The organism is Streptomyces sp. RLB3-17 (assembly GCF_007113425.2).
GTDB classification, from domain to species: Bacteria; Actinomycetota; Actinomycetes; order Streptomycetales; family Streptomycetaceae; genus Streptomyces; species Streptomyces mirabilis_D.
Genome location: NZ_CP041610.2, coordinates 5,388,126 through 5,405,248 on the forward strand (window position 1 = coordinate 5,388,126; position 17,123 = coordinate 5,405,248).

General features: G+C 72.1%; 18 protein-coding genes. 11 read left to right on the forward strand and 7 right to left on the reverse strand.

Going from position 1 to position 17,123, the window contains the following annotated elements; translation table 11 throughout:
• The first annotated feature begins 118 nt into the window (after positions 1–118).
• From FNV62_RS24430 to FNV62_RS24440, 3 genes are all read left to right on the forward strand, one after another.
• Positions 119–766: a hypothetical protein gene (locus FNV62_RS24430; RefSeq protein WP_054235129.1), complete on the forward strand. Its 648-nt coding sequence runs from the start codon at positions 119–121 to the stop codon at positions 764–766.
• 4 nt (positions 767–770) lie between these two features.
• Entirely contained in the window at positions 771–1,592 is an 822-nt protein-coding gene (locus FNV62_RS24435) for an SgcJ/EcaC family oxidoreductase (RefSeq protein WP_143627109.1), read from the forward strand.
• A gap of 70 nt (positions 1,593–1,662) precedes the next feature.
• Positions 1,663–2,181, forward strand: a complete 519-nt coding sequence (locus FNV62_RS24440) for a GNAT family N-acetyltransferase (RefSeq protein WP_097285253.1) — start codon at positions 1,663–1,665, stop codon at positions 2,179–2,181.
• A gap of 1 nt (position 2,182) precedes the next feature.
• Here the strand turns inward: FNV62_RS24440 and FNV62_RS24445 are convergent, their stop codons facing one another.
• A complete protein-coding gene (locus tag FNV62_RS24445; RefSeq protein WP_143627111.1) occupies positions 2,183–3,613 on the reverse strand; it encodes a M1 family metallopeptidase in 1,431 nt (476 codons plus the stop codon).
• Positions 3,614–3,809: 196 nt separating this feature from the next.
• Here FNV62_RS24445 and FNV62_RS24450 point away from each other — a divergent pair, with 196 nt between their 5' ends.
• On the forward strand, positions 3,810–4,310 hold the full coding sequence (locus tag FNV62_RS24450) for a hypothetical protein (protein WP_054232473.1): 501 nt from the start codon (positions 3,810–3,812) through the stop codon (positions 4,308–4,310).
• A gap of 32 nt (positions 4,311–4,342) precedes the next feature.
• On the opposite strand, the gene FNV62_RS24455 is transcribed toward FNV62_RS24450, so the two are convergent.
• The gene (locus FNV62_RS24455; protein WP_143627113.1) at positions 4,343–5,044 is read right to left on the reverse strand and encodes a pentapeptide repeat-containing protein; all 702 of its coding nucleotides are present in this window, start codon (positions 5,042–5,044) and stop codon (positions 4,343–4,345) included.
• A 180-nt stretch (positions 5,045–5,224) separates the two neighbouring features.
• Between FNV62_RS24455 and FNV62_RS24460 the strand changes: the two genes are divergently transcribed.
• Positions 5,225–6,205: a zinc-binding dehydrogenase gene (locus FNV62_RS24460; protein WP_143627115.1), complete on the forward strand. Its 981-nt coding sequence runs from the start codon at positions 5,225–5,227 to the stop codon at positions 6,203–6,205.
• A 57-nt stretch (positions 6,206–6,262) separates the two neighbouring features.
• The gene (locus tag FNV62_RS24465; protein WP_225900352.1) at positions 6,263–7,771 is read left to right on the forward strand and encodes an MFS transporter; all 1,509 of its coding nucleotides are present in this window, start codon (positions 6,263–6,265) and stop codon (positions 7,769–7,771) included.
• Here the strand turns inward: FNV62_RS24465 and FNV62_RS24470 are convergent.
• The 3 genes from FNV62_RS24470 to FNV62_RS24480 all read right to left on the reverse strand — a co-directional run bounded on the left by FNV62_RS24470 (position 7,760) and on the right by FNV62_RS24480 (position 10,374).
• On the reverse strand, positions 7,760–8,242 hold the full coding sequence (locus FNV62_RS24470; RefSeq protein ID WP_097285258.1) for a GNAT family N-acetyltransferase: 483 nt from the start codon (positions 8,240–8,242) through the stop codon (positions 7,760–7,762). The genes FNV62_RS24465 and FNV62_RS24470 overlap by 12 nt on opposite strands.
• Positions 8,243–8,303: 61 nt before the next feature.
• Positions 8,304–9,710, reverse strand: a complete 1,407-nt coding sequence (locus FNV62_RS24475) for an NAD(P)/FAD-dependent oxidoreductase (protein WP_054232453.1) — start codon at positions 9,708–9,710, stop codon at positions 8,304–8,306.
• Positions 9,711–9,720: 10 nt separating this feature from the next.
• Entirely contained in the window at positions 9,721–10,374 is a 654-nt protein-coding gene (locus FNV62_RS24480) for a rhomboid-like protein (RefSeq protein WP_164404779.1), read from the reverse strand.
• Here FNV62_RS24480 and FNV62_RS24485 point away from each other — a divergent pair.
• Complete coding sequence (locus FNV62_RS24485) at positions 10,373–11,365, forward strand: aminoglycoside phosphotransferase family protein (RefSeq protein ID WP_143602129.1); 993 nt, start codon at positions 10,373–10,375, stop codon at positions 11,363–11,365. The genes FNV62_RS24480 and FNV62_RS24485 overlap by 2 nt on opposite strands.
• A 40-nt stretch (positions 11,366–11,405) precedes the next feature.
• Here the strand turns inward: FNV62_RS24485 and FNV62_RS24490 are convergent, their stop codons facing one another.
• Positions 11,406–13,178, reverse strand: coding sequence for an HEXXH motif domain-containing protein (locus FNV62_RS24490; protein ID WP_164404886.1), 1,773 nt, complete (start codon positions 13,176–13,178; stop codon positions 11,406–11,408).
• Between the two features lie 11 nt (positions 13,179–13,189).
• Positions 13,190–13,360, reverse strand: a complete 171-nt coding sequence (locus tag FNV62_RS24495) for a hypothetical protein (protein ID WP_159055261.1) — start codon at positions 13,358–13,360, stop codon at positions 13,190–13,192.
• A gap of 194 nt (positions 13,361–13,554) precedes the next feature.
• Between FNV62_RS24495 and FNV62_RS24500 the strand changes: the two genes are divergently transcribed.
• From FNV62_RS24500 to FNV62_RS24515, 4 genes are all read left to right on the forward strand, one after another.
• Positions 13,555–13,857, forward strand: coding sequence for a trypco2 family protein (locus tag FNV62_RS24500; protein WP_054232450.1), 303 nt, complete (start codon positions 13,555–13,557; stop codon positions 13,855–13,857).
• A gap of 3 nt (positions 13,858–13,860) precedes the next feature.
• Positions 13,861–14,976 carry an effector-associated domain 2-containing protein gene (locus FNV62_RS24505; RefSeq protein WP_143602132.1) on the forward strand — a complete coding sequence of 372 codons (1,116 nt, stop codon included), beginning with the start codon at positions 13,861–13,863 and terminating at the stop codon, positions 14,974–14,976.
• Between the two features lie 132 nt (positions 14,977–15,108).
• A complete protein-coding gene (locus FNV62_RS24510; RefSeq protein ID WP_159055260.1) occupies positions 15,109–15,276 on the forward strand; it encodes a hypothetical protein in 168 nt (55 codons plus the stop codon).
• Between the two features lie 17 nt (positions 15,277–15,293).
• Positions 15,294–17,114, forward strand: a complete 1,821-nt coding sequence (locus FNV62_RS24515; RefSeq protein ID WP_143608495.1) for an HEXXH motif domain-containing protein — start codon at positions 15,294–15,296, stop codon at positions 17,112–17,114.
• Positions 17,115–17,123: the final 9 nt, after the last annotated feature.

Genomic DNA, 17,123 nt, shown 5'->3' on the forward strand with positions numbered 1-17,123 from the left:
CACAGGGCTCCATAGGGATATCCCCACGTTCCGAGCAAGGTACTGAAACCTTCAAGCATTCACCTCTAGGCTCCCGGGCGTCCCCCTCACCCCCCACGGGAAACGGAGCCCCCACCTCATGTCCCACTCCCTGTCCGGCTTATCGGACGAGCACTGTACGAACGACAGCGCTCCCCCCACCGTCCTGATGGACAACCAGGCACTCGACGACTTCCTCACCGCCGCGGTCACCGAGTACCAGCTCATCACCCCCCGAACCCCCCTCCCCTGCTTCGCCCTCCTCCTGGGCAACGCCGGCCGGGCCACCCTCCACATCGAACGCGTCGCCTTCGGCCGCAACGCCCGCACCTCGGACCCGGCCGCCCGCCTCGAGTTCAGCGAGACGATCGTGCCCCGCTTCGGACCGGCCTACGAGAACGAGCACCGCGCCTGGTGGATCGACTCCCGGGACCTCCTCAAGGCCTCCAGGGAAGCGGACGCCCTGGGCCTGGAACTGCTGGGCTCCATCCACATGCACCCCGACTGGCACCGCCTGGGGCCACCGCAGGAACGCGCCGTCGTTCTCAGCGAGCGCCCCACCCCCATGGACCGCCACGTCTTCGGGCAGACGGCCTGGCCGATCAACATCATCTGCTACCTGGAGCGCCGGGCCGACGCGTTCTACCACGCGCTCGCGGCCTGGGCCCCGCCCCCGGCCGAACATCTCGACAGTGAGTGCACCGAACTCCCCCTGCGCGTCCGTACGAGCACCGCGGCAGGTGTCTGACGTCATGACGACCGCCGAAACGCACGCGATCCACGCCCTGTGGGAAACGATGGCCCGCGCCTGGGCATCGGCCGACGCCGCTCTCTTCGCCTCCGTCTTCTCCCCTGACTGCGACTTCACCACCGTGCGGGGGGACAAGCCACCGGGCCGGGCGGGCATCGCGGCCGGCCACGACCGCCTGTTCCGCACGCAGTACGCCTCGACGCGCCTGGAGGCGCGGATCGTCGCGGTCCGGCACCTGCGTCCCGACCTGGCGACGGTCGAGGCCGAGTCGACGATCCTCACCGCCGCGGGCGCGCCCCTGGCGAAGACACACGCCTTGGCGGTGGCGGAGCGGACCGCCACCGGGGACTGGCACCTCACCGCGTTCCACAACATGATCCCGGCGATCCCGAAGGAGACAGCCGCCGTGCCGCAGCCCACCGAGTCCGAACAGGCCCGTCCGAGGCTCCGCCACCTGGCGATCGTCGCCAAGGACCCGGAGAAACTGGCCGCCTTCTACACCTCGGTCTTCTCGATGGAACTCTTCCACCGGGACCCCGACGGCAGTTGCTTCCTCTCCGACGGCCATCTCTCCCTGGCCCTCATCAAGCACCGCCTCGACGGTGACACCCCGCTCGGCATGAACCACTTCGGCTTCCACGTCACCGACACGGAGGCCACCTCGGCGGCCCTGGTCGAAGCGGGCACGGACAAGCCCGCCGAACGCTTCACCGACCGCCCCTTCGCCGAGTACCGGGCCATGGACCCGGAGGGCAACTGGTTCGACCTCTCCGCACACGGCTTCGGCGGCCCCCCTCCCTCGTCCAGCCCCGACGAGACCTGACCGTCCCCGCTCCTCCCCGCCCGTGCCCGGCCACCACCGGGCACGGGACCGATTGGCTAGCCTGCACCGGGTGATTCTCGAAGCCCTCGTACCCGGCCACGACATCCCGGTCGCCGTCCTGACCGAACTCACCTCCCTCTACGCCTCCCAGCACGAGTTCTTCTCCCTCAGCGGGGACTTCCCCGACGCCCACGACATCCGGCCGGAGCAGGTCGCGGCGGCGCTCACCGAGGAGATGGCACATCCGGGGGCCGAGGTGCTGCTCGCGCGGAGTGCGGGGCGAGTCGTCGGGGTCGCGATCACCCTCGCGCACCACCCCGACCCCACCGATCCGGATCCGTGGATCGGGCTGCTGATCGTGGACGCGCGGGAGCGGCGAAAGGGGTACGGGCGTGAACTCGCGGCACTGGTAGAGGAGCGGTTCCGCCGCACCGGCCGAGACGCCGCCCGCCTCGCCGTCCTCGACAACAACCCCCAGGGCCTCGCCTTCTGGACCGCCCTCGGCTACGAGACCATCGGTCACCGCGAGGACCGCCAACTGGGCCGCCCCTGCGCGGTACTGCGCAAGGCGCTGGACGGGAGGACCTGAGTCACGCCCGGGGCGGCTTGCCCTCCCCGTACAGCCAGTCCTTCCAGATGCCGCTGAAGTCCTTGTCCGGGGCCTTCTTCTCGACGTAGGCCGTGAAGTCCGCCGTGGACGCGTTGGCGTGGCGGTGGGTGGCGGCCCAGCCCTGGATGATGTCGTAGAACGTGTCGTCGCCGACGGTCCGGCGGATCTTGTGCAGGACCATCGCGCCACGGTCGTAGACGGGCGGGTCGGAGATGTGGGCCGCGCTGGAGGGCTTGGCGGGCGGGAAGGCCCAGATCGCCTTGTTCTTCTCGGGGGTGTCGTAGTAGTCGCCCCGGTAGAGGGAGTTGAAGATCTCGTCGGCGCTCTGGCCGTCGTGGTCCTCCTGGTACAGCCACTCCGCGTACGTGGCGAAGCCCTCGTTGAGCCACATGTCCTGCCAGGACTTGGGGGTGACGGAGTCGCCGTACCACTGGTGGGCCAGTTCGTGGACGAGGATGCCGGTGTCCGGGGCGCCGGGGAAGACGGGGCGGTTCTGGGTCTCCAGGGCGTAGCCCACGTCACCGCGGCGGTCCACGATCGCGCCCGTCGAGGAGAAGGGGTACGGGCCGAAGTTGTACGCCTCCCAGTCCATGATCTCGGGTATCTCGGACAGCACCTTCTTCGCGGCCGCGGTCTGCGTCGGGTCCACCGCCACGTACACGGGCAGGCCGTTCTTCGTCGTCGAGCGCGTGATGTCGTACCGGCCGATCGCGACCGTGGCGACATAGCTCGCCATCGGTTCGGCGGTGTGCCAGGTGAAGGTCCTGCGGCCGTCGGCCGCCGTCGTCTCGCTCGTCAACTCGCCGTTGGAGACCGCCTGCAGGTTCTTCGGGACGGTGACGGCGATGTCGTACGTCGCCTTGTCGGAGGGGTGGTGGTTGCCGGGGAACCAGGCCATCGAGCCGGTGGGTTCACCGAGGGCGAGTGCGCCGTCGGCCGTGGGCAGCCAGCCCTCCTGCGAGCCGTCCTGGTCGGTGAGCGTCTCGGGGGTGCCCGAGTAGCGGACCGTCGCGCGGAACGTCTCGCCCTTGTCGAGGTCGGTGTGCGGGCGCACGGTCAGCTCCTGGCCCGCCCGGTTCCAGCGGGCCTCCTTGCCGTCGACGGTGACGGCGGCGACGTCCAGGCCCTTCAGGTCCAGGTCGAAGGCGCTGAGGTTCTGGGTGGCCCGGGCGGTGATCTCGGCGGTGCCGTCGAGATGGCGCGCCTTGGGGTCGTAGGAGAGGCTCAGGGCGTAGTGCGTGACATCGTAGCCACCGTTGCCCATCTTCGGGAAGTACGGATCCCGGACCCCGGTGGCACCGGGCTTGCCGTGCACACCACCACCGCCGCCGCACGCGGTGAGGGTGAGCGCGAGAGCGAGGGCGAGGGCCGGGGCCGGGGCAAAGCGGACGGCGACGGAAGATCGGGGCACATCAGCGATCCTACGAGGCCCCGGCAACCCCACCCGAGCCCCGCGCCCCGCCCAGGCCCCGCGCCCCGCTCAGGCCACGCACCCCGCCCAAGCCCCGCACCCCGCCCGAGGGCCCGGCCGCCGGCCGGTGGGGGCCGGTCGCGCCCGCGCGGCGGAGCCGTGTCCCCTCCCCCAGGCCCATGACACCATCACCTACGTGCTCGACATCGGCTACGCCCTCTCCAACCGCTTCCCCGACCCCCCGCAGACCGACTACCGCCGCGCGGACGTCCACGCGCTGCGGCACGACCTGTTCTGCGGTGACGTCTATCTCGCCGACACCAAGGCGGACCGGGAGCTGTCCACAGCCTGGGGATGGGTGCCGGTGCTCGACTTCGCGTGGGCCCTGTGCGACATCGTGGAGCAGCTCGACCGGGACCCGCGAGGCAGCCGGGCCTCGCGCCCCCAGCACGCGGAGCTCGACTTCACCGAGTCGACGGACCGCATGCTCTTCGAGCGGCGCTTCGGCTGGGTGGACATCGAGGCCGACTGGATGCCGCGCGACGAGGAGCCGCTGACGTTCTCCCACTCCGCACTGCGCCGCGAGGCCCGCGACTTCCTGCACGACCTGATCGCCGACCTCACGGACCTGCACGACGACCTCGCCGAGAACCCGGCGATCTGGACCCTCCAGGCGCGCTTCCCCCGAGTGGGCTGAGACCCCCGTACTCCCCACTCGGCCCCGGCTCGTCACGCTCCCGGTCCCGGCCCCCCGTCCACCCGCACCCCCAGCGCCGCGGCGAACACGGGTGCCAGGTCGAGCAACTGGCTCGGACTGATCACCGCCCCCGCCAGCCGGTCCACGCCCCGTGCGATGTCCAGCTCCGCCGCGTGGCGCAGGTCCACGTCCGTCAGGGTGGCCGCGGTGAGGTCCGCCCCCTTCAGGACGCAGTCCACGAACTCCACGCGCTCCAGCCGGGCGGCCCCGAAATCCGGCTCGACCAGCACGCATCCCTCGAAGACGACGTCCTTGAGCCGGGCCTTGCGCAGGTTCAGATAGTCGATCTTGCCGCCGCGGATCAGGACCCGCTCCAGCACCGCCCCGTGCAGCTGCACCCCGCCCAGACGGGCGTCCACCAACTCGACGTCGCGCCAGGTCGACTCGGCGAGATCGGTGCCCACGCCCCGCAGCCCCGTCAGGACCGAGTCCAGCAGTCGCGCGTGATGCAGTCGCGTCTCGTCCAGCGCGCACCCCGTCAGGGCGCAGTCCATGAAGGTCGCTCCTCCGCCGTCCTGCCCGACGAAGTCCGCCTCCCGGAACTCCAGCCCGTCATAGTCCCCGTCCGGCTCCAGCCCGGAGCCGTCATGGGGTTCCAGCGGCGGGAGCCGCACCTCCGGCCGCCGCGCCCCCTGGCCCCGCCCGCTCACCCTGCCCGCCGCTTTTCGCACCATGCCCCCATCGTGCACTCCGCCACTGACAACGCCCCCGACCGGCGCCTTTGACCCCGCCCGGCACCCGCGCCTTGACCTCAAGCGCGCTTGAGGCTGAACGCTGAGCCGCACCACCACCGAGCGATCCAGCACGTACCGAGCGATCGAGCACGCCTCCGGACGTCAGCGAGGGAGACCGTCATGCACGCCGTCCGCCTGCACACCTTCGGCCCGGCCGAGAACCTCACCTACGAGAGGACCGAGGATCCCGAGCCGGGCCCGGGGCAGGTCCGTATCGCCGTGGCCGCGGCCGGTGTCCACCTCCTGGACGCCGCCCTGCGCGCGGGTGCCCGGGGCCCGGGGCCCGCCCCCACCCCGCTGCCCACGATCCCCGGCCGTGAGGTCGCCGGCACCGTCGAGTCCCTCGGCGCGGGCGTCGAAGGCCACTGGCTCGGCAGGCGCGTCGTCGCCCACCTCGGATTCGCCCCCGGGGGCTACGCCGAACTGGCCGTCACCGACGTCGGCCGCCTGCACGAGATCCCGGAGAACCTGGACTTCGCCCAGGCCGTCGCCATGATCGGCACGGGCCGTACGACGATGGGAATCCTCCAGTTCGCCGAGCTGGGCCCCGGCTCCGTGGCCCTGATCCCCGCCGCCGCGGGCGGTATCGGCACCCTGCTCGTGCAGTACGCCCGGCACACGGGTGCCACCGTGATCGGTCTCGCGGGCGGCCCGGAGAAGGTGGCCCGCGTCCACGAGAACGGCGCCGACCTGGCCGTCGACTACAAGGACGGCGGCTGGCCGGACCGGGTCCGCGCCCAGCTGGACGGGAAGCCGGTCACCGTCGTCTTCGACGGCGTCGGCGGCGACGTCGCCCGCGCCGCCGTCGACCTCCTCGGCCCCGGCGGGAAACACCTCGTCTTCGGCTGGTCCGGCGAGGGCATCCAGAGCGGCGGGCCACTGCTCGTGGAGGGGGTGTCCGAGCAGGTCCTCGGCCCCGTGATGCTGCGCGCGGCGGGCGGTCCCGACCCCGTCCGCACGCTGGAGCTGAGGGCTCTCGCCGAAGCCGCCGCGGGCCGCCTCACCCCGGCCGTGACCCGTTTCCCGCTGGCCGCAGCGGCCGGGGCCCACCGGGCCCTGGAGACCCGCGCCACCCTCGGAAAGGTGGTCCTGGAGCCGTGACCAGGATCAACTGCCCGGTAAGATGCGATACATACCAATTCATGGTCTTCTGGGCAAGTGAGCGCCACCCGATCAGGTGAACGCGGCGCCCCTGGAACCTCCGAAGGCGCCGACTCCCGCCGCTGGTGGGGCCTGGTGATCATCGCCCTCGCGCAGCTGATGGTCGTCCTCGACGCGACCATAGTGAACATCGCGCTTCCCTCCGCACAGCGCGCCCTGGGCATGTCCGACGGCAACCGGCAGTGGGTCATCACCGCGTACACGCTGGCCTTCGGTGGTCTCCTGCTGCTCGGCGGCCGGATCGCGGACCTCGTCGGCCGCAGACGCACCTTCGTCTTCGGCCTCATCGGCTTCGCGACCGCCTCCGCGATCGGCGGCGCGGCCGGCAACTCCGCCATGCTCTACGGCGCCCGCGCTCTCCAAGGCGCCTTCGCCGCCGTCCTGGCCCCCTCCGCGCTCAGCCTGCTGACCACCACCTTCACCCAACCCAAGGAGCGCGGAAAGGCCTTCGGCGTCTACAGCGCCCTCGCGGGCAGCGGCTCGGCGATCGGACTCATCATGGGCGGGCTGCTGACCGAGTACCTGAACTGGCGCTGGTGCCTCTACGTCAACATCCCCATCGCCGTCATCGGGGTCTTCGGCGCGTTCGCGCTACTGCCCGACCCCCCGGGCAACGCCCGCGCCCGGCTCGACATCCCCGGTGTGGTGCTCGGCTGCGGCGGACTGGTCACGATCGTCTACGGAGTCAGCGAGGCGGAGGCGCGCGGCTGGACGGACCCGCTGGTGCTGGCCCTCCTCGCGGGCGGAATCGTGCTGCTGACCGCGTTCGTGTACTGGCAGACGAGGGCCCCGAGCCCGCTGCTCCCGCTCCACATCATCAAGGACCGCACGCGCGCGGGCTGCTTCCTGACGATGGCCCTCGCCGTCATCGGCATGTTCGGCATTTTCCTGTTCATGACCTACTACCTGCAGGTCGTCCTCGGGTACTCGCCCGTGTGGGCGGGCCTGGCCTTCCTGCCCATGACGGCCGCGATCGTCATCTGTACGACGCAGATCTCGGCGCGGCTGCTGCGCCGCGTGGCACCGCGCGTGCTGATGGTCCCCGGAGCGCTCCTCGCGGCCTCCGGGATGCTGTTCTTCACCCGCCTCACGGTCGACGCCGACTACGCGGGCCGGCTGCTGCCCGGTCTGATCCTGATGGGCCTCGGCATGGGCCTGATCTTCATGCCGGTCTTCGCCACCGCCACCGCCGGAGTCGCCCCACAGGATTCCGGCGTGACCTCCGCGACCGTCAACACCTCACAGCAGGTGGGCGGTTCGATCGGTACGGCCCTGCTGAACACCATCGCCACCACCAGCGGCGCGGCGTACATCGCCGCGCACCTCACCGACCCCGCCCGGAAGGCCCTGATCGTCCGCGAGGGCGTCGTGCACGGCTACACGGTCGCCATCTGGTGGGCCGCCGGAATCATGCTCCTGGCCGGTCTGGTCGCGGGCCTCATGGTCACCGCGAGGACCCCCAGACACGCGACCAGACCGGCCCCCGTGCCCGAGTCAGTCCCCTGAACCCGGCTTCCCCAGCCCCCGCAGCGCCCCGTCCGTCAGCCGGTACACCGTCCACTCGTCCTGCGGACGCGCGCCCAACGCCTCGTAGAACTCGATGGAAGGCCGGTTCCAGTTCAGGACCGACCACTCCAGACGCTCGTACCCGCGCTCGACGCAGATCCGTGCCAGCTCGGTGAGCAGCGCCTTGCCGTGCCCGCCGCCGCGCGCCTCGGGCCGGACGTACAGGTCCTCCAGGTAGATCCCGTGCACCCCGCGCCAGGTCGAGAAGTTCAGGAACCACAGCGCGAAGCCGACCGGTTCCCCCGCCGCCTCCGCGATGTGCGCGAACGCGGCCGGCCGCTCCCCGAACAGCGCCTCGTGCAGCTGCTCCCGGGAGGCCTTCGCCTCGTCCGGCGCCTTCTCGTACTCGGCGAGTTCACGGACCATCGCGTGGATGACGGGGATGTCGTCGGGGGTCGCGGTGCGAATCATGGGCGCAGTTTCACACACACGTGAAGGACCCCTCGCGGAGGGACAGAGGTCCGCCCGGTGGTCAGTGCCGGCCCGCGACGCGGTCCGCCATCCGTGCGAGCCGCGACGACTGCGCACTGTGTGTGGTCAGTTCGCGGCGGTCGGCCGTGCGGTAGGTGGCGTACATGCCCTGCACGCCCAGCCAGCGAAACGGCTCCGGCTCCCACTTGCGGACCTTGTGGTCGACCCACGGGAGGGCGGTCAGGTCGGTCGGGCCCGCCTGGCCCGAGTCCTGCTGGATCAGGTCCCGCAGGGTGCGCGCGGCGAGATTCGTCGTCGCGACGCCGGATCCGACGTAGCCGCCCGCCCAGCCGAGGCCGGTGGAGCGGTCCAGGGTGACGGTGGCACACCAGTCGCGGGGGACGCCGAGGACGCCCGACCAGGCGTGCGCCACCCCTACGCCGGCCAGGGAGGGGAAGAAGCGGACCAGGATCTCGTGGAGGGCGTCGATGGTCGCCTGCTGGGTGCGGCCGTCGTTGTCGGTGCGCGAGCCGAAGCGGTACGGGACGCCCCGGCCGCCGAGCGCGATGCGGTCGTCGGCGGTGCGCTGGGCGTACATGTAGGCGTGCGCCATGTCGCCGAGCGTCTCGCGGCCCTCCCAGCCGATCGTCGCCCACTGCTCGGGGGTCAGCCGCTCGGTCGCGATCATGGAGGAGTTCATGGGCAGCCAGGTGCGCTTCTGGCCCTTCAGGGAGGCCGTGAAGCCCTCCGTGCAGCGCAGGACGTAGGGGGCGCGCACAGTGCCGTACGGCGTGACCGCGTGCTTGGGGCGGATCTCCGTGACCGGCGTCTTCTCGTGGATCGTGACGCCGAGTGCCTCGGCCGCCGCCGCCAGCCCCTTGATGAGCTTCACCGGGTGCAGACGCGCCCCGTGCGGGGTCCAGGTCGAGCCGACCGCGTCCGCGACCCGGACGCGCTCGACGGTCTCCCGGGCGCCGTAGAGCTCGCGGTCCTTCTCGCCGTAGGAGAGCTCGTGCTCGTGGAAGGCCTTCAGGCGGGCCAGCTGGGCGGGCGTGTAGGCCACTTCGAGGACGCCGCCCTGATGGACGTCCGCCTCGATGCCCTCCTCGGCGGCGACCCGGACGACCTCGTCGACCGTCTCGTTCATCGCCTTCTGGAGACGGACCGCCGCCTCGTGGCCGTGCAGCTTGGCGTACCGGTCGCGGCCCGCGATGCCGTTGTAGAGCCAGCCGCCGTTGCGCCCGGAGGCGCCGTAGCCGCAGAACTTCTGCTCCAGGACGGTGACGCGCAGGAAGGGGGCCGCCTTCTTGAGGTAGTACGCGGTCCACAGGCCCGTGTAGCCGCCGCCGACGATCACGACGTCGGCGGTCGCGTCGCCCCCCAGGGGCTCGCGGGGCTCGGGCAGACCGTCGTCCGCGTACCAGAAGGAGATGCCGCCGTTGACCGTGCCGCTTCCTGCGCTGCTCATGGGCGGGACGTTAACCCCTGAGGGTGGCCAGTGTCTCCTTCGGATTCCATGCTTTTCCGCGGCCTCTGACCAGCGGATAGCAGCAGAGACCTATCAGGATCGATATGAAATGCCCGAAATCGGTGAAGGTGCGGCCGGTGAGCAGCGGCAGGCCGTAGACCGCGAGGATCACCACCAGATAGAGGTACCGCCACGGCACCGCGACGCGGTACGTGAGGACCCCTACGACGCCCGCCAGCGCGTAACTCACCCCGATGTCCAGGGTGTCGACCGCCGAGTGCGGCGCCGCCCCGCGCTTGATCGCGCCCAGCAGCGCCCCCTCGCTGATCAGCGTCGCCAGGACGTGCGCGGCCACCGCGACCGCCAGCCAGCGCAGGGTGCCCAGCCAGCGTTCCGCCTGGGCGTGGAAAGCGGTGAACAGGACGGCGTACGGCAGCCAGAGACCGCCGTCGATCCACATCGCACTGGTGATCAGCACCCGTACGGGGTTGTCCGACAGCTCGTGGATGTTCGTGGACCGCTGGCGCAGGAAGTCCTCTTCGAAATCCGGAGACATGTGGTGCAGAGCCACTGTGCTGACGAAGAGGACCGCCAGCCACACGTAGGTGCCGGGGGCACTGCGTAGGTAGCTCCCGGCGCGGTGCAGGGCCCCGTCAATGCGCATGAGCCGCCTCACCGCCGCCCGTAGGCTCGGCTCCGTGATCGATGTTCCGGTGGGTCTGGCCGCCTCGCAGGACAAGTACAACGGAGCGGCGGGGCGCGCCTTCGTCGCCGGGCTGCCCGAGCGGGCCGCGCACTTCCTGGCGCGCTGGGAGCTGCGCCTCGACGGCCCCTCCATGCACGGCGTCACGGCGCTGGTCCTGCCGGTGCTGCGGGCCGACGGCAGCCCGGCCGTGCTCAAGCTCCAGCTCCTGGACGAGGAGAGCGCGGGTGAGCCGGCCGCCCTGCGTGTCTGGGACGGTGGCGCGGCCGTACGCCTCCTCGCCCACGACGAGGCCACCTGCACCCTGCTGCTCGAACGGCTCGACCACACCCGCATGTTGACGCACCTCCCCGACACACGCGAGGCCGCCCTGGTCGTCGCGCGGCTGCTGGCCCGGCTGACGGCCGTGCCGGCGCCGGAGGGGACGCGGCGGCTCGGTGACATCGCGGAGGCCATGCTGGAGCGGGTGCCGGGGGCCCTGAAACGGATCGCGGACCCGGCCGAGCGTCGTCTCGTCGAGGACTGCGCGGCGGCGGTGCGCGAGGTGGCGACCGAGCCGGGTGACCGTCTCCTCCACTGGGACCTCCATTACGACAACGTCCTCCGGGACCTCCAGGACCCCGACGCTCTCCAGGTCCCCGACCGCCTCCAGGACGGGGGCACCCGCTCCGTCGGCCGCGGGTCCTGGGTCGCCATTGACCCCAAGCCGCTCGCGGGCGACCCCGGCTTCGACCTCTGCCCGGCGCTCGGCAACCGCTTCGAGCCCGCCGAGATCCACTGGCGCTTCGACGCGATGACCGACGTCATGGGCCTGGATCGCGAGCGGGCCCGTGCCTGGACCCTCGGTCGTGTCCTACAGAACACTCTGTGGGAAATCGAGGACGGCCGCCCGCTGGAGGCGGTCCAGCTGGAGATCGCGCGTCGACTGCGGGGCACCCCGCGCGGGGCCTAGGCGGGGCCTAAAAGCGGCCTACTAGCGGCCTACTAGCGGCCTAAAACAGGTCGCCCTTCGGCCCGGGCCCGTTCGCGAGGGCGCGCCCCAGTGCCAGCGGATCGGCCTGTCCGTCCAGTTCGCCGTGCAGGGCCATCGCCAGTTCCGGACGGGCCAGCAGACCGTCTCCCGCCGGGTCTCCGGCGGCCCGTGCCGCGAGGCCGAGCCCCACCCAGGTCTCGGGGTCGCCGTCGCCGCGGCCGATGCGCGCACGAAACGCGCTCAGGGCCTCGGCGGTGCGGCCTTCCACCAGGGCGATGTCCTCGATGCGGGCTCCGGCGACCACCGCGCCGGGGTCGTCCCGCAGCGCCGCGAAGCCCGCGGGGTCCGCCAGCAGCCATCGCAGCAGCACCGCCCGGGTGTCGATGCCCCGCGCCGGACTGCCCGGGACGGGCACGGGCTCGGGCTCGTCCGTCGTCCTGGGCAGCGGGTTTCCGGCGGCCCAGGCTGTCGCGTGGGCGCGGAGGGTCCCCGGCGCGGGCCGCAGATGGCAGGCGCGCCAGGTGGCACGGTGGTCCGCGACCGCCAGGGCCGCCGCGGTCCGGACCCGGGCGTCGACCGGTTCGTCGAGCCAGGGCTCGATGCGCCGCGTCAGCTCGGCCACCAACCGCCGCCCCAGATCGTTGAGCCCGTCCGCCGAGCCGACCGCGCGCAACGCGTACGCGGTCTGGCTGCGCCACAGCGCGAACTCGAACTGTCCGAGGGCGTGGCCGCGCCGCCGCCAGAACGCGGTGACGCCGAAGAAGGCGTACACGCCCTGGAGCAGCCCGCCCAGGGGACGGGGGTCGTCGCGCCAGGGGGCGTAGTGGAGCCGGGTGCCCTGGTCGTCGTACAGGGTGAACAGGTGCATGAACGCGCTGAGCTTGTTGTGCTGGAACTCGTGCACCAGCGTCGAGGCGAACTGCTCTGCGTCGTCCGGGGCCGATGCCAGGGCGGTGCCGAAGGCGTCGCCCGAGGACGCGCTGTGCGGCCGGAACCTCTCGGCGCGCGGACGGGGCACCACCGACACCAGCCCGCCGGCCAGCGCCTCGGCCACCTCGGTGTCGGTGCGCCGCAGGATGTCCCAGGCGGGGCCGAACAGTTCCTGCCACTCGGCGGTGCAGTCGATCGGTTCCACCCCGGCCGGTGCGCGCAGGTCGCGGTAGGGGTCGGTGTCGTCCAGAAGCAGGGTGCAGCCGTCGGCGCGCAGCTCGGTCAGGGCATGCCAGTCCGGCCCTTCGAGCAGGCGCCCGGCGATCCGCACGGATCCCGCGGCGGCGCTGACCTCGGCCACGTCCCAGTCCGCCCGGCCGGGCACCCGCATCGCCCCGAGCGCGGGCAGGACCACCCAGCCGTGGCGGACCGGGACGTCGGTTCGGAACTCCAGGCCAGCGCGGACGGCCGCGGTGGCGGCGATCGCGTGGAGGTGCCCGGTGTCCGCCCAGAGGGGTGCGTCGTCCTGGGCCGTCCCGCGCAGCCGACGCAGCGTGTGGGCACCCCACACGCCCACGGCCGGATACCCCAGCAGGTCTTCCACCGCCTCCTTGGACACGGCCCAGGCACGCGACAGCAACTTCCAGCCGTCCGCCAAGGGGGGCAGGGGGCCGGCCGGCGCCGTCGCGGCCGAGTCCAGCAGGGCCCGGACGACGAGCAGCCGCCAGCTCCGCTCGCTCGCCCGCAGACGGTCCACCGTCGCGGGGCCGCCCCCACCGCACAGCAGTTCGTCGAACGACCGCGACGGCAGGACGTGGGGCAGGGCATGCGGCAGGGCGTGGGACCGGGCCGTCTGGTGCACCTCTCGCGCCGCTACGCGTCGCGCTGCGGGTTGTAGCCGCCGAGGCTGCTTGCGGGGTCGTCGATACGGCTGAGCAGCCGACGCATGGAGCCCTGCGCGGACGGCAGGTCCAGCTGGGGCCACGCGTCCAGCGGAACGTCGCTGAGGTCGATCAGCTCGGACTCGACTCCGGACTTCTCCATGGCGGCGCCCCTGTGACAGTGAGGTGATGCGAACAATGCCTTAGATATCACTGAATATGGCGTTTCCAGGGATTTCAGGCTACTTGGGTGACCCTATTGCATCAACGCCGTCGCGCAGGGCCACAGCGCGGAATCGACCCGGATCGGGTGACGGAAGGGCGGTGGGAGCACGCGCGGTGGGGTAGGGACCGGGTGTGATTGAACTCGCTGAACTGATCGAGGAGTTGCGCAGGGAACTGACCGCGGCCCGGACGGCCGCGGAGGGGGAGGATCTGTACTTCGAGGTGGGTCCGGTGGAGCTGGAGGCGGCCGTGGTCGTGGAGCGGTCGGCGACGGCGGGCGGCAAGATCCGCTTCTGGGTGGTGGAGGCGGGCGCGGACGGACGGGTGGCGGACAGCGTCACGCATCGGGTGAAGCTGACGCTCGACCCGCGCACCCACAGCGGCGGCGGACGGGCCCCGTGGGTGGGCGGGGCCGAGGCCGAACGAGAGCGCTGAGTCGTGACGGCACAGGATCCGCGCCGCGGACTGGATCCGGTCCGGGTGGCGGAGGTGATGGTGCGACCGCCCGCGGGGCGGGGCCCCGGACGGCGCGGCTCCGGCTACCGGGTGGGTCCCTGGTGGGTGCTCACCGCCGCACACGTCGTCCGTGACGCGAGAACGGGAGCCACCGACGTACGGTTCGAGGCCGACCGCGCCGACGAGTGGACCGTGGCCGCCCGGGTGGTGCTGGCCTCGGAGCAGGCCGACGTGGCGCTCCTCGAGCTGGACGGATCCGCGCCGCACGGCGTCCACGCGGCCGTGACCGAACCCCCCTCGTACGGGGCCGTGCCCGACGCGGACCTCGTCCTGCCGTGCAGCGCGATGGGCTTCCCCCGGTTCAAGCTGCGCGAGGACCGGATGCGACGGCTCGACGACGGCTCGGCGTCCCAGTACCGCGACTCCTGCCACGCGACGGGCATGACCTCGGTGCTGTCCAACCGGCGCGAGGGCACGCTCGAACTCGCCGTCACCCCGCCCGAGTCGGACGACGAGCCCGACCGGTCGCCCTGGGAGGGCATGTCGGGCGCGGCGGTCTGGCACGACGACGCGATCGTCGGCCTGGTCAGCGCGCACCACCGCACGGACGGTCTCGGCCGCCTCGCCGCCGTCCGCGTGGACCGCTGGTACGAGCAGTTGACCAGGTCCGAACTGGCCCTGCTGCACGAGTGCGCCGGCCTGCCCGCGTCGGCGCCCGAGCTGCCCCGCATCCCGTCCGCGCCGACCGCCGCCGCGCGCCCGGCCACCCTGGCCGACCTGCGCGACGACCTGCCGCTGCGCGAACTCGACGGTCTGGTGGGCGCGTTGACGGCACTGCCCACGGTGAGCGACCGCACCACCCTGGCCCTGGTCCTGGGCAGCATCAACCCGGCCGTCGCGGCCATGAGTCCGAGGACACCGGCACTGAGACCGGACGTGTTCGGAATCCTGCGGACCTGCCTTCGCTACCCGGGGACCCTGGACCAACTCCTCGAAGCGATACGGTTGATGGAGGGCGACTCCGCCGGGGTGGCCCGTATGGACGAAGAGGCGGTGGAGTTGTCCCGGCGCCACCGTCGAGCCGATGAGAGCCGCTGACCTGATATCGCGCCGCCCCGCGGGCGCGGGGTTTCATCCTCCGCGCAGCGGGCCATTATCAGGAGGATGTGAGCAGCCCGCATCCACAAACGCAGCCGGGGGGGAAGGGGTTTGGCCGTCATGGAGCCGTCTGTGGCCGCCGTCGAGTCCAGCCTGGTCGATCTCGCGGGGGTATCTCTTGAAACGCTGCGCTCCATTGACCGTCGAGTTCTCGCCGCGTCGCTGGAGGAGCTGCAGCAACGCATCGACCTGCCACAGGCCAGTGTCAGCGACTTCAACCCCGCGGAGCGTTTCGACTGACGACTCCAGGGCCGCCCATGAGTGCTGAGCCGTCCCCGCCCCATCATCACCTGCCCGCCGCCGCGCTGGCCGAGCTGGCCCGTGGCGAAGGCGATCCGGCCACCTTGGACCTCCTGCTCGAAGCCGAACGCAGCCGCCGTCTGCTGCTGTTGCGGATGCTCGACGACGCCATGGACCCAGGTCCCGCCTGGGACCTGCTCAGCGAGGCGCAGCAACGTTCGCCCTCCGTGGTCGACGAACTGCTGATGTATCCGCAGACGGGAATGTGGCTGGCCACCGCGTTACGTCGGCTGCGGGGGTCGATTCCGCAGGACGAGCCGCCGCTGTGGGTGGTGCTCGGCCATTTCTCGGCGCTCGCCGCCGTGGCGGCGCTACGCGCGGAGCTGGACTTCAGCATCGAGGTCCCGGTTCGGCACGGCCGGGTGCCGCTGCCGACCCTCGGCTGTGCGGTACTGCCGGCGACCGAGCCGTGGACGACGGCCACCGTGCGCGCCGAGGGCGGACGCGCGGTGGTGGAGACGGCCGACGCCACGATCGCCGTACCGCCCGCGCCCGGGTCGGCCGGACCGGGGTGGCACGACGTGCGCAGGCTCGCGGTCGGCCCCGCCGGGCGACAGCTCGACGTGGCACTGGACGACCTGGACCCGTATCGCACGTATCCCCAGCCGAGCGAGCCGCGCCCGCTGTCCGAGGAGGCGGTGGCGCAGTGGCGGCAGGAGCTGGAGCGGGCCTGGAGGGTGCTGCTGCGGGAACTGCCCGGGACGGCCGAGGCCATGCGGCGGGGGGTGTTCTCGCTGACTCCGACCCCGGCAAGGGAAAGGTTTCGGCCGCGCAGCGTGACGTCCGGGGACGCCTTCGGCGGCATCGAGGCCTCGGAACCCGACGACGCCGTTCAGCTCGCGGTCACACTCGTGCACGAGTTCCAGCACACCAAACTGGGCGGCCTCCTGCACCTGACACCTCTGCTGACCGACAGTGCCGACGCGAGTACGGAGCTGTGGTACGCGCCCTGGCGCGACGACCCCCGACCTCTCGACGGGCTGCTCCAGGGCATCTACGCGTTCGTGGGGATAGCCCGCTTCTGGCGCGCCCACCGGGAAGAGGCCGACGCCCAGAAGGCCATCGCGCACTTCGAGTTCGCACTGTGGCGGACCCATGTGGCCACGGCGCTGGAACAGGTCCACCGCCATCCGCGCCGCACACCGCTCGGCGCCGCCCTGCTGGACACCCTGCGCGACCACTGCGCGCAGTGGCTCAAGGAGCCGGTTCCCGAGGAGCAACTGGCCCTGGCCCGGCTGTGCGCCGCCGACCACGTCGCCCGCTGGCGGGTCCACCACCTGCGGCCCCCCGCGCCCGCGGTGGAGGAGGCCGTAAGCGCCTGGCTGGCCGGGGCGAGCGGACCGCCCGCCGCCCTGGCGACCGAGCCCGACCTCGTCCCCGACCTGTCCGCACGCTGGCTGGACAGCATGGCCATGCTCGCCCGCCACCACCTCAGCACCACTCCCGACGAACGTCCGCCGTCCGAAGACCCCGAGAAGGCCGCGGCCCACGTCACCGGAGCCCTGCCCGGCGACGCACTGCTCGCGGCGGGAGACCCCACGGCGGCCCAGCACGCCTACCGGGCCCACCTGGCCGTCGAACCCGAGCGGGCAGGCGCCTGGGCGGGCCTCGGGCACGCCCTGAAGGCGGCGGGCACGGAACCCGCGGCGGCCCACCTGCTCTGCCACTGGCCCGAGCGGGCACGGACGGTCCACCAAGCCGTGTTACGCGCTACCGGTACCGCACCGGACCCCGTCCGTCTGGCCGCCTGGCTCGCCCCACCCACGGGTTCGCGGTAGCCACCGGCG

What these genes read in the sequence shown, in the direction of transcription:
- FNV62_RS24515 (WP_143608495.1), top strand. Translation starts at nt 15,294, where the DNA reads ATGAGTGCTGAGCCGTCCCCGCCCCATCATCACCTGCCCGCCGCCGCG.
- FNV62_RS24430 (WP_054235129.1), top strand. Translation starts at nt 119, where the DNA reads ATGTCCCACTCCCTGTCCGGCTTATCGGACGAGCACTGTACGAACGAC.
- FNV62_RS24470 (WP_097285258.1), bottom strand. Translation starts at nt 8,242, where the DNA reads ATGATTCGCACCGCGACCCCCGACGACATCCCCGTCATCCACGCGATG.
- FNV62_RS24495 (WP_159055261.1), bottom strand. Translation starts at nt 13,360, where the DNA reads ATGGAGAAGTCCGGAGTCGAGTCCGAGCTGATCGACCTCAGCGACGTT.
- FNV62_RS24475 (WP_054232453.1), bottom strand. Translation starts at nt 9,710, where the DNA reads ATGAGCAGCGCAGGAAGCGGCACGGTCAACGGCGGCATCTCCTTCTGG.
- FNV62_RS24460 (WP_143627115.1), top strand. Translation starts at nt 5,225, where the DNA reads ATGCACGCCGTCCGCCTGCACACCTTCGGCCCGGCCGAGAACCTCACC.
- FNV62_RS24435 (WP_143627109.1), top strand. Translation starts at nt 771, where the DNA reads ATGACGACCGCCGAAACGCACGCGATCCACGCCCTGTGGGAAACGATG.
- FNV62_RS24485 (WP_143602129.1), top strand. Translation starts at nt 10,373, where the DNA reads ATGAGCCGCCTCACCGCCGCCCGTAGGCTCGGCTCCGTGATCGATGTT.
- FNV62_RS24455 (WP_143627113.1), bottom strand. Translation starts at nt 5,044, where the DNA reads ATGGTGCGAAAAGCGGCGGGCAGGGTGAGCGGGCGGGGCCAGGGGGCG.
- FNV62_RS24480 (WP_164404779.1), bottom strand. Translation starts at nt 10,374, where the DNA reads ATGCGCATTGACGGGGCCCTGCACCGCGCCGGGAGCTACCTACGCAGT.